At 48.0% G+C, this 12,502-nt stretch carries 21 protein-coding genes; 3 read left to right on the top strand and 18 right to left on the bottom strand.

The window, feature by feature from the left end:
* Positions 1–8 precede the first annotated feature (8 nt).
* The 18 genes from rplF to tuf form a co-directional block, all read right to left on the bottom strand.
* Positions 9–542 (bottom strand): 50S ribosomal protein L6, encoded by a 534-nt coding sequence (gene rplF, locus XMA127_RS01780; protein WP_173480323.1) that lies wholly within the window; start codon positions 540–542, stop codon positions 9–11.
* An 11-nt stretch (positions 543–553) separates the two neighbouring features.
* On the bottom strand, positions 554–946 hold the full coding sequence (rpsH, locus tag XMA127_RS01775; RefSeq protein WP_173480322.1) for a 30S ribosomal protein S8: 393 nt from the start codon (positions 944–946) through the stop codon (positions 554–556).
* Between the two features lie 94 nt (positions 947–1,040).
* The gene (rpsN, locus tag XMA127_RS01770) at positions 1,041–1,346 is read right to left on the bottom strand and encodes a 30S ribosomal protein S14 (RefSeq protein ID WP_173480321.1); all 306 of its coding nucleotides are present in this window, start codon (positions 1,344–1,346) and stop codon (positions 1,041–1,043) included.
* A 14-nt stretch (positions 1,347–1,360) separates the two neighbouring features.
* Positions 1,361–1,900: a 50S ribosomal protein L5 gene (gene rplE / locus XMA127_RS01765; RefSeq protein WP_173480320.1), complete on the bottom strand. Its 540-nt coding sequence runs from the start codon at positions 1,898–1,900 to the stop codon at positions 1,361–1,363.
* 14 nt (positions 1,901–1,914) lie between these two features.
* Positions 1,915–2,229 carry a 50S ribosomal protein L24 gene (rplX, locus tag XMA127_RS01760; protein ID WP_173482922.1) on the bottom strand — a complete coding sequence of 105 codons (315 nt, stop codon included), beginning with the start codon at positions 2,227–2,229 and terminating at the stop codon, positions 1,915–1,917.
* 100 nt (positions 2,230–2,329) lie between these two features.
* Positions 2,330–2,698 (bottom strand): 50S ribosomal protein L14, encoded by a 369-nt coding sequence (rplN, locus tag XMA127_RS01755; RefSeq protein WP_173480318.1) that lies wholly within the window; start codon positions 2,696–2,698, stop codon positions 2,330–2,332.
* An 84-nt stretch (positions 2,699–2,782) separates the two neighbouring features.
* Positions 2,783–3,046 (bottom strand): 30S ribosomal protein S17, encoded by a 264-nt coding sequence (rpsQ, locus tag XMA127_RS01750; RefSeq protein WP_173480317.1) that lies wholly within the window; start codon positions 3,044–3,046, stop codon positions 2,783–2,785.
* Complete coding sequence (gene rpmC / locus XMA127_RS01745; protein ID WP_173480316.1) at positions 3,047–3,238, bottom strand: 50S ribosomal protein L29; 192 nt, start codon at positions 3,236–3,238, stop codon at positions 3,047–3,049. It abuts the gene before it with no gap.
* Positions 3,238–3,651 (bottom strand): 50S ribosomal protein L16, encoded by a 414-nt coding sequence (gene rplP, locus XMA127_RS01740; RefSeq protein ID WP_173480315.1) that lies wholly within the window; start codon positions 3,649–3,651, stop codon positions 3,238–3,240. Before rplP ends, rpmC begins: the two co-directional genes overlap by 1 nt.
* Positions 3,652–3,662: 11 nt before the next feature.
* On the bottom strand, positions 3,663–4,343 hold the full coding sequence (gene rpsC, locus XMA127_RS01735; protein WP_173480314.1) for a 30S ribosomal protein S3: 681 nt from the start codon (positions 4,341–4,343) through the stop codon (positions 3,663–3,665).
* A 25-nt stretch (positions 4,344–4,368) separates the two neighbouring features.
* The gene (gene rplV / locus XMA127_RS01730) at positions 4,369–4,698 is read right to left on the bottom strand and encodes a 50S ribosomal protein L22 (RefSeq protein ID WP_173480313.1); all 330 of its coding nucleotides are present in this window, start codon (positions 4,696–4,698) and stop codon (positions 4,369–4,371) included.
* A gap of 12 nt (positions 4,699–4,710) precedes the next feature.
* The gene (rpsS, locus tag XMA127_RS01725; protein ID WP_173480312.1) at positions 4,711–4,986 is read right to left on the bottom strand and encodes a 30S ribosomal protein S19; all 276 of its coding nucleotides are present in this window, start codon (positions 4,984–4,986) and stop codon (positions 4,711–4,713) included.
* A gap of 12 nt (positions 4,987–4,998) precedes the next feature.
* Positions 4,999–5,826: a 50S ribosomal protein L2 gene (rplB, locus tag XMA127_RS01720; protein WP_173480311.1), complete on the bottom strand. Its 828-nt coding sequence runs from the start codon at positions 5,824–5,826 to the stop codon at positions 4,999–5,001.
* 14 nt (positions 5,827–5,840) lie between these two features.
* The gene (rplW, locus tag XMA127_RS01715) at positions 5,841–6,140 is read right to left on the bottom strand and encodes a 50S ribosomal protein L23 (RefSeq protein WP_173480310.1); all 300 of its coding nucleotides are present in this window, start codon (positions 6,138–6,140) and stop codon (positions 5,841–5,843) included.
* The gene (rplD, locus tag XMA127_RS01710) at positions 6,137–6,742 is read right to left on the bottom strand and encodes a 50S ribosomal protein L4 (protein WP_173480309.1); all 606 of its coding nucleotides are present in this window, start codon (positions 6,740–6,742) and stop codon (positions 6,137–6,139) included. Before rplD ends, rplW begins: the two co-directional genes overlap by 4 nt.
* 11 nt (positions 6,743–6,753) lie before the next feature.
* Positions 6,754–7,392: a 50S ribosomal protein L3 gene (rplC, locus tag XMA127_RS01705; RefSeq protein ID WP_173480308.1), complete on the bottom strand. Its 639-nt coding sequence runs from the start codon at positions 7,390–7,392 to the stop codon at positions 6,754–6,756.
* 116 nt (positions 7,393–7,508) lie between these two features.
* Entirely contained in the window at positions 7,509–7,820 is a 312-nt protein-coding gene (rpsJ, locus tag XMA127_RS01700) for a 30S ribosomal protein S10 (protein WP_173480307.1), read from the bottom strand.
* A 359-nt stretch (positions 7,821–8,179) separates the two neighbouring features.
* Positions 8,180–9,403, bottom strand: a complete 1,224-nt coding sequence (gene tuf, locus XMA127_RS01695) for an elongation factor Tu (protein ID WP_173480306.1) — start codon at positions 9,401–9,403, stop codon at positions 8,180–8,182.
* A 294-nt stretch (positions 9,404–9,697) separates the two neighbouring features.
* Here tuf and fusA point away from each other — a divergent pair, with 294 nt between their 5' ends.
* From fusA to XMA127_RS01680, 3 genes are all read left to right on the top strand, one after another.
* A complete protein-coding gene (gene fusA, locus XMA127_RS01690) occupies positions 9,698–11,782 on the top strand; it encodes an elongation factor G (RefSeq protein ID WP_173480305.1) in 2,085 nt (694 codons plus the stop codon).
* Between the two features lie 194 nt (positions 11,783–11,976).
* Positions 11,977–12,237: a type II toxin-antitoxin system Phd/YefM family antitoxin gene (locus XMA127_RS01685; RefSeq protein WP_173480304.1), complete on the top strand. Its 261-nt coding sequence runs from the start codon at positions 11,977–11,979 to the stop codon at positions 12,235–12,237.
* Positions 12,234–12,497, top strand: a complete 264-nt coding sequence (locus tag XMA127_RS01680; RefSeq protein WP_173480303.1) for a type II toxin-antitoxin system RelE/ParE family toxin — start codon at positions 12,234–12,236, stop codon at positions 12,495–12,497. Before XMA127_RS01685 ends, XMA127_RS01680 begins: the two co-directional genes overlap by 4 nt.
* Positions 12,498–12,502: the final 5 nt, after the last annotated feature.

Raw genomic sequence — 12,502 nt, 5'->3', positions numbered from 1 at the left:
ACCCTGCCTTACTTCTTCTTAGCTTCTTTACGGCGAACAAATTCGTCGCTGTAACGAACACCTTTACCTTTGTATGGCTCAGGTGGGCGGAAACCACGAACTTCAGCAGCAACCTGGCCTACAACTTGTTTGTCGGCACCAGAGATGACAACAGTCGTTTGGTTAGGTACTTCTGCCTTGATACCTTCAGGCAGTGCGTACTCTACTGGGTGTGAGAAACCCAGAGTCAGGTTTAGAGTGCTTCCAGAAACCGCAGCACGGTAACCAACACCGATCAGTGTTAGCTCTTTTTTGAAGCCTTCGCTAACACCAGTAACCATGTTGTTAACGATAGAACGAGTTGTGCCAGCCAGTGCAACAGATTGTTTAGCACCGTCACGAGTACCGAAGTTCAATGCACCTTCAGCCTGTTCAACAGTAACTGATGGGTGTACTTCGTGTGATAGCTGACCATTTTTGCCTTTAGCGCTGATCGTCTGGCCAGAGATTGAGATCTCTACACCAGCAGGCACAGCAACAGGCGCTTTAGCGATACGTGACATCGTAAATCCCCTTAGAATACTGTGCAGATCACTTCACCGCCGATACCAGCAGCGCGCGCAGCGCGATCGGTCATTACACCTTTGCTAGTAGAAACGATTGCGCAACCTAGGCCATCTGATACTTTTGGAAGATCAGATGCAGATTTGTAGATACGTAGAGATGGCTTAGATACTCGCTTGATCTCTTCGATAACTGGCTTGCCTTCGAAGTATTTCAGTTCGATAGACAGCACAGGCTTAACGTCACCTTCAACTGAGTAACCGTTGATGTAACCTTCTTCTTGAAGAACCGCTGCGATAGCAACTTTCTGCTTTGAAGATGGCATAGCAACAGCAACTTTCTCAGCCATGTGACCGTTGCGGATGCGTGTGAACATATCCGCGAGCGTGTCTTGCATGCTCATGCTTTTACTTCCTCTCTTGTGCAGCGTAGTGCGGTAGCCCCGTCATCACTGACGTGGCCCTGACCACTACGCTTACCGTTAACTAACCGGTGGATTACCAGCTAGCTTTCTTAAGGCCTGGTACGTCGCCGCGCATTGCAGCTTCGCGTAGCTGGTTACGGCAAAGACCGAACTTGCGGTAAACCGCATGTGGACGACCTGTTACCTGACAGCGACGCTGTTTACGTACTGGGCTAGCGTCACGTGGCAGTTTCTGCAACGCAACTTGTGCTTCCCACACTTCATCTTCAGAAGAAGCTGGTGAAGCGATGATAGCTTTCAGAGAAGCGCGTTTCTCAGCGAACTTAGCCGCTAGTTTTTCGCGCTTAACTTCACGCTCCCACATAGATACCTTAGCCATATCTTATCCCTTCCTTATTTCTTGAACGGGAACTGCAGTGCAGTCAAAAGAGCACGACCTTCGTCGTTTGTCTTCGCAGTTGTCGTGATAGTGATATCAAGACCACGGATCGCGTCTACTTTGTCGTAGTCGATCTCTGGGAAGATGATCTGCTCTTTAACACCCATGCTGTAGTTACCACGGCCGTCAAATGACTTAGGGTTAAGACCACGGAAGTCACGGATACGTGGAACCGCAACGTCAACTAGACGGTCTAGGAATTCCCACATACGCTCGCCGCGTAGAGTAACCTTACAACCGATTGGCCAACCTTCACGAACTTTAAAGCCCGCTACAGATTTACGAGCCAACGTAACAACAGGCTTCTGACCAGCGATTGCAGTCATATCATTTACTGCATTCTCTAGAAGCTTCTTGTCTGCCAGTGCTTCACCAACACCCATGTTAAGAGTGATTTTAGAAACACGTGGAACAGCCATTACGTTTGGCGAATTCAATTCTTCTTTAAGACTCTGTTTGATCTGAGTCTCGTAAAGCGCTTTCAATCTAGACATCTGTTCTACTCCTCTTACTCAACGATTTCGCCAGTTGATTTGTAGAAGCGAACTTTAGTGCCGTCTTCAAGAGTCTTGAAGCCTACACGGTCGCCTTTACCAGTCGCAGCGTTAAAGATAGCAACGTTAGAAGTCGCGATAGCCGCTTCCTTCTCAATGATGCCACCTGGTTGCTGAAGCATAGGATTTGGCTTCTGGTGTTTTTTCACCATGTTGATGCCAGACACGATCAAACGATCGTTTTCAAGTACGCGAGCAACTTTGCCACGCTTACCTTTGTCTTTACCTGCGATAACGATGACTTCGTCGTCACGTTTAATCTTGCGCATTTTAATTTACCTTCGTTTCCTACTACCTTCCTCATGCTGAAAAACGCCAAACTCGTTAGAGCTTGACGTTTTCCTTAAAAACTTCGAATTTTTCGAGGTTTTATAGCACTTCAGGCGCCAGGGAAATGATCTTCATGAACTTCTCAGAGCGAAGCTCACGCGTTACTGGGCCGAAGATACGAGTTCCGATTGGAGCGTCGTTCGCGTTCAATAGAACCGCTGAGTTAACATCAAAACGGATCAATGAACCATCGGGACGACGAACACCTTTACGGGTACGTACTACGACAGCTTTAAGTACTTGGCCTTTTTTAACTTTGCCACGAGGAATCGCTTCTTTAACCGATACCTTGATAACATCGCCAACGTTAGCGTAACGACGGTGTGAACCGCCTAGTACTTTAATACACTGCACTCGCTTAGCGCCGCTGTTATCAGCGACATCAAGCATCGTTTCAGTTTGAATCATGGTTTACTCCACAATCTCTAGTGCCTCATTCGACCCTCAATCGACAGTCGAATAAGGCGGCTAGTGAAGCAAAGGTGCAATAGTTTACACCTTTGCTCCACGTTCTTCAATGCGTACCAATGACCAAGACTTAGTCTTAGACAGAGGGCGACTTTCCGCGATTGTCACTAGGTCACCCGCTTGGCATTCATTCTTCTCATCGTGTGCGTGCAACTTAGTTGAACGCTTCATGAATTTACCGTAGATCGGGTGCTTTTCCTTGCGCTCAACCAACACAGTGATGGTCTTATCCATCTTGTCACTGATAACTTTACCAGTAACGGTACGAGTACGTTTTTCAGCGCTCATTTAGTCACCTGCTTTTTGGTTAAGTACTGTCTTAACGCGAGCAATGTCGCGACGAACCTGACCCAACATGTGAGTCTGTGCCAACTGGCCAGTAGCCTTTTGCATACGCAAGTTAAACTGATCCTTTAGGAGAGTCAGCAATGTTTGCTGAAGCTCTTCTACGGATTGATCACGTAGTTCAGTAGCTTTCATTACATCACCGTCCGTTTAACTACAGTTGTTGAAAGCGGAAGCTTAGCTGCCGCTAGTTCAAAGGCTTCTTTCGCGAGTTGTTCAGGTACGCCTGCCATTTCAAACAGCACTTTACCTGGTTGGATCTGAGCGACCCAGTACTCAACGTTACCCTTACCTTTACCCATACGTACTTCTAGTGGCTTACCTGTGATCGGCTTGTCTGGGAAGACACGGATCCAGATTTTACCACCACGTTTCACGTGACGAGTCATGGTACGACGAGCCGCTTCGATCTGACGCGCTGTGATGCGACCACGTTCGGTCGATTTCAGTGCGAATTCACCAAAGCTAACGCTGCTGCCGCGTTGAGCCAAACCGCGGTTGCGGCCTTTCATTACCTTACGGAATTTTAGACGCTTAGGTTGCAACATGTTCCGCTACCTCACTTCGCTTTCTTCGCAGGTGCATTTTTCTCAGCGCGTACCTGTTCGATACCACCAAGAACTTCACCTTTGAAGATCCAAGTTTTGATGCCGATCACACCGTAAGTAGTGTGGGCTTCGTATGTAGCGTAGTCGATATCTGCACGTAGAGTGTGTAGAGGTACACGACCTTCACGGTACCACTCAGTACGCGCGATCTCAGCACCACCTAGACGGCCTGCAAGAGAGATCTTGATACCTTTTGCACCAGCACGCATTGTGTTCTGTACGGCGCGCTTCATAGCACGACGGAACATAACACGACGCTCTAGCTGACCTGCAATGTTCTGCGCAACTAGCTTCGCATCCATATCTGGCTTGCGAATCTCTTCGATGTTGATGTGAACTGGCACACCCATCATCTTAGAAACAGTTGAACGTAGAACTTCTACGTCTTCACCTTTTTTACCAATCACGATGCCTGGACGCGCCGTGTGGATGGTGATTTTCGCATTCTGTGCAGGACGCTCGATTTCGATACGGCTTACAGATGCTTTTTCTAGCTGCTTCTCAAGGTACTTACGTACTTCAAGGTCATTCAACAGCTTCTTCGCGTAATCGGCTTTGTCCGCATACCACACAGAAGTATGGTCTTTTACGACACCAAGTCGAATACCGGTTGGGTTAACTTTTTGACCCATGATTAAATCTCCTAGTACTCAGCTCTTAGTCTGCGACCTTAACAGTGATATGACACGAGCGTTTCAAAATACGATCAGCTCGTCCCTTAGCACGCGGACGGATACGTTTCATGGTCATGCCTTCATCAACGAAGATAGTCGCAACGCGAAGTTCGTCAATGTCAGCACCTTCATTGTGCTCTGCGTTAGCAATAGCAGACTCAAGCACTTTCTTAACCAGGTGTGCACCTTTCTTGGTGCTGAACGCCAAAATATTCAGAGCTTCGCCAACAGATTTGCCGCGGATCTGGTCAGCAACCAGACGAGCTTTCTGAGCGGAGATGCGGGCGCCGTTATGCTTTGCAATAGCTTCCATCATCAACTCCTATTACTTCTTAGCCTTCTTGTCTGCAACGTGGCCTTTAAAGGCACGAGTCACTGCAAACTCACCCAGCTTATGACCGACCATATCTTCAGTAATGAATACTGGGACATGCTGACGGCCGTTATGTACCGCAATCGTCAAACCGACAAAGTTCGGAAAGATTGTAGAACGGCGAGACCAAGTTTTAATTGGCTTACGATCGCTGTTCTCGATTGCAGCTTCTACCTTTTTCAACAAGTGAAGGTCGATAAATGGACCTTTCTTAAGTGAACGTGGCACAGCTGATTCCTCTTACTTAGCCTGACGACGACGTACGATAAGCTTATCAGTACGCTTGTTCTTACGGGTCTTGTGGCCCTTAGTCGGAACACCCCATGGAGTCACTGGGTGACGACCACCTGATGTACGACCTTCACCACCACCGTGTGGGTGATCGACTGGGTTCATCGCCACACCGCGGACGGTAGGACGAACACCACGCCAGCGCGTAGCACCAGCTTTACCCAAGCGACGTAGGCTATGTTCACCATTACCTACTTCACCAAGAGTCGCACGACACTCAGACAACACTTTGCGCATTTCGCCAGAACGTAGACGTAGAGTCGCGTACTGACCTTCACGAGCAACTAGCTGAGCTGATGTACCCGCAGAGCGAGCCATCTGTGCACCCTTACCAGGCTTCAATTCAACACAGTGAACAGTCGAACCTACAGGTACGTTGCGTAAAGGCATACAGTTACCTGGTTTAAAGTCAGCCTGTTCGCCAGACATCAGAGCAGCACCTGCTTCAACGCCCTTAGGAGCGATGATGTAGCGACGCTCACCATCTGCGTACTTCAACAGAGCGATGTTCGCAGAACGGTTTGGATCATATTCCAGACGCTCAACGACAGCAGGAATGCCATCTTTGTTGCGACGGAAGTCGATTACACGGTAAGCCTGCTTGTGACCACCACCAATGTGACGCGTAGTGATGCGACCATTGTGGTTACGACCACCAGACTTAGATTTCTTTTCAACCAACGCTGCAAAAGGCTTACCTTTGTGAAGGTTTTGGCCTTTAACAGAAACGACGTGACGACGTCCTGCAGAGGTTGGCTTAGCTTTAACAGTTGCCATTTCTTAACCCCTCCTTATTCGCCAGCAGCCAGAAAATCGATTTCTGAACCGTCAGCTAGACGAACGTATGCTTTGCGAACATCGTTGCGCTTACCCATGCCACGCATAGTACGCTTCGTTTTACCTTTCGCATTAAGCACGTTCACGTTTGCAACAGTCACGTTGAACAGCTGTTCAACAGCAGCCTTGATTTCAGGCTTAGTTGCATCGTTAGCGACACGGAATACTACTTGTTGAGTATCTTCCGCTACGATCGTTGCTTTCTCAGAGATGTGTGGTCCGAGTAGCACTTTGTAGATGCGTTCCGGGTTCATGCAAACACCTCCTCGATCTTCTTAAGAGCTGGGACAGTCACAACCACTTTATCGAAACCGATTAGGCTCACTGGATCGATACCTGCTGCATCACGTACGTCAACGTGTGGCACGTTACGAGCAGCAAGGAATAGGTTTAGATCAACCTCTTCAGTGATAACCAAAGCGTTGCTTAGGTCAAACTCTTTCATTTTTGCTAAGAACTGCTTAGTTTTTGGAGCTTCGACAGCGAAGTCTTCAACAACAACTAGACGCTCTTGGCGGACCAACTCAGACAAGATAGAACGCATCGCAGCGCGGTACATCTTCTTGTTAACTTTCTGAGAGTGGTCACGTGGAGTAGCAGCGAATGTTACGCCACCAGTACGCCAGATAGGAGAACGAGTAGTACCCTGACGAGCACGACCTGTACCTTTTTGACGGAATGGCTTAGCACCACCACCAGCTACAGCTGAACGGTTTTTCTGAGCTTTAGTACCCTGACGTGCGCCTGCCATGTAAGCAGTGACAACCTGGTGTACTAGAGCTTCATTAAACTCTTTGCCAAACGCAGTATCGGCTACTTCAACCGAACCCTTGGCACCAGTTAGATTCAAATTCATGACAATCTCCCTTAGCCGCGCGCTTTAACAGCTGGTTTAACGATGACGTCACCACCAGGAGCACCAGGTACGGCACCCTTGATTAGCAGCAGGCCGCGCTCAGCATCTACGCGTACAACCTCAAGGCTCTGTACGGTAGAACGCTCTGCACCCATGTGCCCAGCCATCTTTTTACCTTTAAAAACGCGACCCGGAGTTTGGCACTGACCAATTGAACCCGGAGCACGGTGAGAAAGTGAGTTACCGTGAGTCATATCCTGAGTACGGAAGTTGTGACGCTTAACGCCACCCTGGAAGCCCTTACCCTTAGATTGACCAGTTACATCTACTTTTTCGCCTGCTTGGAAGCGCTCAACAGTAAGTGCATCACCTACGTTGATTTCCTCATCACCCTTCGCGCGAAACTCCCACAAACCTGCACCTGCTTCAACGCCTGCTTTAGCAAAATGACCAGCTTCTGGTTTAGAAAGGCGGTTAGCCTTCTTAGTACCAGTAGTCACTTGTACAGCAGCGTAACCGTCAGTTTCGACAGTTTTAACGCAAGTCACTCGGTTCGGTTCCACCTCGATGACGGTGACTGGCACGGACACGCCGTCTTCAGTGAAGACACGGGTCATGCCCGCTTTACGTCCGATAAGTCCTAATGACATTTTATATACCTCTTGCCAGTTGTGTACGGGGCTGTTACCCACTACGGCTACCCTTTTCAGGGGTATTCCACAAATAGCGCTTCATTAATAAAAAATTAATAAATCTGCGCGTGCTATTAGCCTAGGCTGATCTGCACTTCTACACCCGCTGCGAGATCTAGCTTCATTAGAGCATCAACTGTTTTTTCAGTTGGCTCAACGATGTCTAGAACACGCTTGTGCGTACGAATTTCGTACTGATCACGCGCGTCTTTGTTGACGTGCGGAGAGACCAATACGGTGTAACGCTCTTTGCGAGTAGGAAGTGGGATCGGACCACGGACCTGAGCACCAGTACGCTTTGCAGTTTCAACGATCTCCTGAGCCGAAGTATCGATCAGACGATGGTCAAAAGCCTTCAAGCGGATTCTGATTTTTTGGTTCTGCATTTTGATCACGCATTTCCTAAAATATTAAATAAACGGCAATAGCCGACCTCCCCTCAAATGAAGGGACGCAAATTCTACTTGAGTTTTGGGCCACAGGTCAACTAAAGATTTACCAAATGATTGGTGCGTAATTAGACAGCGGATGACAGGCTGAAAGCCAGTCACCGGAGCACCTAACCACCTACGCAGTATCGGTGACCGGCCTTCTGCCTGTCACCCGCCTTACCAGCGCGCACCTTTCTCAGTTACGGTGACTGGCTTCAGCCTGTCACCCGCTTTACCAGCAACCACCCAACCCCAAACCGTGGACACAAAAAAACCCGCTCGAGAGCGGGTTTCTTTTAGAAGATTATCAGCAATTAAGCGATGATCTTAGATACAACACCTGCACCTACAGTACGGCCACCTTCGCGAACTGCGAAACGTAGACCTTCGTCCATAGCGATTGGGTTGATTAGTGTAACGTTCATCTTAACGTTATCACCAGGCATTACCATTTCAACACCTTCTGGAAGCTCTACAGCACCAGTGATGTCAGTTGTACGGAAGTAGAACTGTGGACGGTAGCCTTTGAAGAATGGAGTGTGACGACCACCTTCATCTTTGTTTAGTACGTATACTTCACCTTCGAACTGAGTGTGAGGAGTTGTAGTACCAGGAGCACATAGAACCTGACCACGTTCAACTTCGTCACGCTTAGTACCACGAAGAAGGATACCACAGTTCTCGCCTGCACGACCTTCGTCAAGAAGCTTACGGAACATCTCAACACCAGTACAAGTAGTCTTAGAAGACTCACGGATACCAACGATATCGATCTCTTCACCAACTTTAATGACACCACGCTCGATACGACCAGTTACTACAGTACCACGACCAGAGATCGAGAATACGTCCTCGATTGGCATTAGGAATGGCATGTCTACTAGACGCTGTGGTTCTGGGATGTAAGAGTCTAGCGCTTCAACTAGTTTCTTAACAGCAGTAGTACCTAGTTCGTTGTCGTCCTGACCGTTAAGAGCCATTAGAGCAGAACCAGCGATGATTGGAGTATCTTCGCCTGGGAAGTCGTAAGTGTCTAGAAGTTCAACGATTTCCATCTGAACTAGCTCTAGCATCTCTTCGTATTCTTCAGTACCAACGCCGCCACAGTCTTCAGCAAGAAGGTCAGCTTTGTTTAGGAATACTACGATGTAAGGTACGCCAACCTGGCGAGAAAGAAGGATGTGCTCACGAGTCTGTGGCATTGGACCATCAGTCGCACCACAAACTAGGATAGCGCCGTCCATCTGTGCAGCACCAGTGATCATGTTCTTAACGTAGTCGGCGTGCCCTGGGCAGTCAACGTGCGCGTAGTGACGGATGTTTGAATCGTACTCAACGTGAGAAGTGTTGATCGTGATACCACGCTCACGCTCTTCAGGAGCTTTATCGATACCGTCGAATGCGACAGCTTCACCACCGAAAACTTCTGCACATACACGAGTAAGTGCTGCAGTTAGAGTTGTTTTACCGTGGTCAACGTGGCCGATAGTACCAACGTTAACGTGGGGCTTGGAACGTTCAAATGCTTGCTTAGCCACGAGCTTAATTCCTGTGTTAGGTTTAAAAAAATAAGAAGACTGCCAATTCGAGTTAGCAATCCTACTGGGCGCGAAATTTTAACGTCATTGCCTATATAGTCAAGCAATGTGATCAATTTTCTTTAAAAAAGATCTCTCCAACCGGTTTAAGGCAAATAATAAGCCTGTTCGTTTTTACTTATACATATATATGTCACATCTTTTTGGTTACATTTCGATCAGCTATTCCATCGAGGCTTATACAAGCGTATAATCTTGCGACTTTTTAAAACGTCCATGAATTCGAGTGAGAACATGACTGATCTAAACAAATACCGAAATATAGGCATCTTCGCCCACGTTGATGCGGGTAAAACCACAACTACTGAGCGTATCCTGAAACTAACAGGTAAGATCCACAAAACTGGTGAAGTACACGAAGGTGCTGCTACTACCGACTTCATGGAACAGGAGCAGGAGCGTGGTATTACTATCCAGTCTGCAGCAACGACCTGTTTCTGGAAGGACCACCGTTTCAACATCATCGATACTCCTGGGCACGTTGACTTCACTGTAGAAGTTTACCGTTCTCTTAAAGTACTTGATGGTGGTGTTGGTGTATTCTGTGGTTCAGGCGGTGTAGAACCTCAGTCTGAAACTAACTGGCGCTACGCGAACGAGTCAGAAGTTGCACGTGTTATCTTCGTCAACAAACTTGACCGTATGGGTGCTGACTTCTACCGCGTTGTAGACCAGATCAAAAACGTACTAGGTGCTAACCCACTTGTATGTACTCTTCCTATCGGTACTGAAGATCAGTTCGTGGGTGTTGTAGACGTTCTGACTAAGAAAGCTTACGTATGGGATGATTCTGGCCAGCCAGAAAACTACGAAATCCAAGACGTTCCTGCTGACATGGTTGACGACGTGGAGATGTACCACGAGCAACTAATCGAAACAGCGGTTGAACAAGACGACGATCTAATGATGGCTTACATGGAAGGCGAAATGCCATCTATCGAAGACATCAAGCGCTGTATCCGTAAAGGTACTATCGCTCTAGACTTCTTCCCAACATTCTGTGGTTCTGCATTCAAGAACAAGGGTGTTCAGCTAGTACTAGACGCAGTGGTTGACTACCTACCAAGCCCAACTGAAGTTGATCCACAGGATCTAACAGACGAAGAAGGTAACGCAACTGGCGAGAAAGCGATCGTATCACCAGACGAGCCTCTACGTGCGCTAGCATTCAAGATCATGGATGACCGCTTCGGTGCTCTAACCTTCGTACGTATCTACTCTGGCGTACTGAACAAAGGTGACACAATCCTTAACTCTGCAACAGGTAAGACTGAGCGTATCGGCCGCATGGTTGAGATGCACGCAGACGAGCGTAACGAACTATCTTCTGCAACGGCGGGTGACATCATCGCGATCGTTGGTATGAAGAACGTACAGACTGGTCACACTCTATGTGATCAGAAGCACCCATGTACTCTTGAAGCCATGGTCTTCCCAGAGCCAGTAATCTCGATCGCTGTTGCACCTAAAGATAAAGGCGGCTCTGAGAAAATGGGTATCGCAATCGGTAAGATGGTTGCAGAAGATCCATCATTCCGCGTTGAAACTGACGAAGATTCAGGCGAAACCATCCTTAAAGGCATGGGTGAGCTTCACCTAGACGTTAAAGTCGACATCCTTAAGCGTACATACGGCGTTGAGCTAAACGTAGGTAAACCACAGGTTGCTTACCGTGAGTCGATCACTATCCCAGTTGAAGATAGCTACACGCACAAGAAACAGTCGGGTGGTTCAGGTCAGTTCGGTAAGATCGACTACCGCATGAAGCCAGGTGAGCCAGGTTCTGGTTTCACATTCAGCTCTTCAGTTGTTGGTGGTAACGTTCCTAAGGAATTCTGGCCAGCTGTTGAGAAAGGCTTCGCGTCTATGATGCAAGAAGGTACGGTTGCAGGCTTCCCAGTTGTGGACGTTGAAATCGAACTGTTCGACGGTGGCTTCCACGCAGTCGACTCTTCTGCTATCGCATTCGAAATCGCAGCGAAAGGCGGCTTCCGTCAATCTATGCCAAAAGCGGGCCCACAGCTTCTTGAGCCTGTGATGAAAGTTGACGTCTTCACTCCTGAAGATCACGTTGGTGATGTTATCGGTGACCTTAACCGTCGTCGCGGCATGATCAAAGACCAGGAAGCTGGCGTAACTGGCGTTCGCATCAAAGCAGACGTACCTCTATCTGAGATGTTCGGCTACATCGGTCACCTACGTACTATGACATCGGGTCGTGGTCAGTTCTCTATGGAGTTCAGCCACTACTCACAGTGTCCAGCTAACGTAGCAGAGACTGTTATCGCTGAAGCGAAAGAGCGTAAAGCGAACAAGTAATTCGCCCAACGCAAAAAACCCCGCCATCGCAAGATGCCGGGGTTTTTTAATGCCCACTTTTCAATTAATCGCGGCCTTTTTAAGACCACTCCAACAAGCGCTGAGTGTTGGAGCTTTATCGCAGATGAAGCGATAAGCTAATTGCATCACCATCACCAAGTGGTACACTATATGGTACACGAATGGAGGGTGTTATGATTACTCTAAACGCAACCGAAGCACGCAAATCTTTCTTCGACATCATTAAACGAACCAATCAACAGCATGAAATCGTTGAGGTTCAACATAAAAACGGCAAGTCCGTAATCATGTCGTCTGAAGAGTATGAAAGCCTACAAGAAACCCTCCACCTCCTATCGCAAGAGGGTTTTGCCAAGGCGTTTAAAGAGGCTGTTGAAGAGGCCAACAGCGGCAAGACGGACAGCTTTGATAATGTTTTCGGTGAGTCATTGTGACCGACAGACGTTACGACATAGAACTAACCAAACAAGCCCAAAAAGACATTAAGAAACTATCACCGAAGCTGAAAGAGAAACTTAAAGACATACTAAGGAACAAGATTGCAGTGGATCCGTTGTCCGGAAAAGCACTGCTAGGCGACTTAGCCGGTTATTACTCGGTAAGACTCACCTTTCAGGACAGAATTGTCTATCGAATCGAAGATGGGCGCTGTGTGGTGATTATTATTCGGGCTAAGACACACTATGGTGATTAGATCGC

It is taken from the genome of Marinobacterium sp. xm-a-127, assembly GCF_013283425.1.
Lineage (GTDB): Bacteria > Pseudomonadota > Gammaproteobacteria > Pseudomonadales > Balneatricaceae > Marinobacterium_E.
This window is presented reverse-complemented; position numbering and strand designations above follow the sequence as displayed.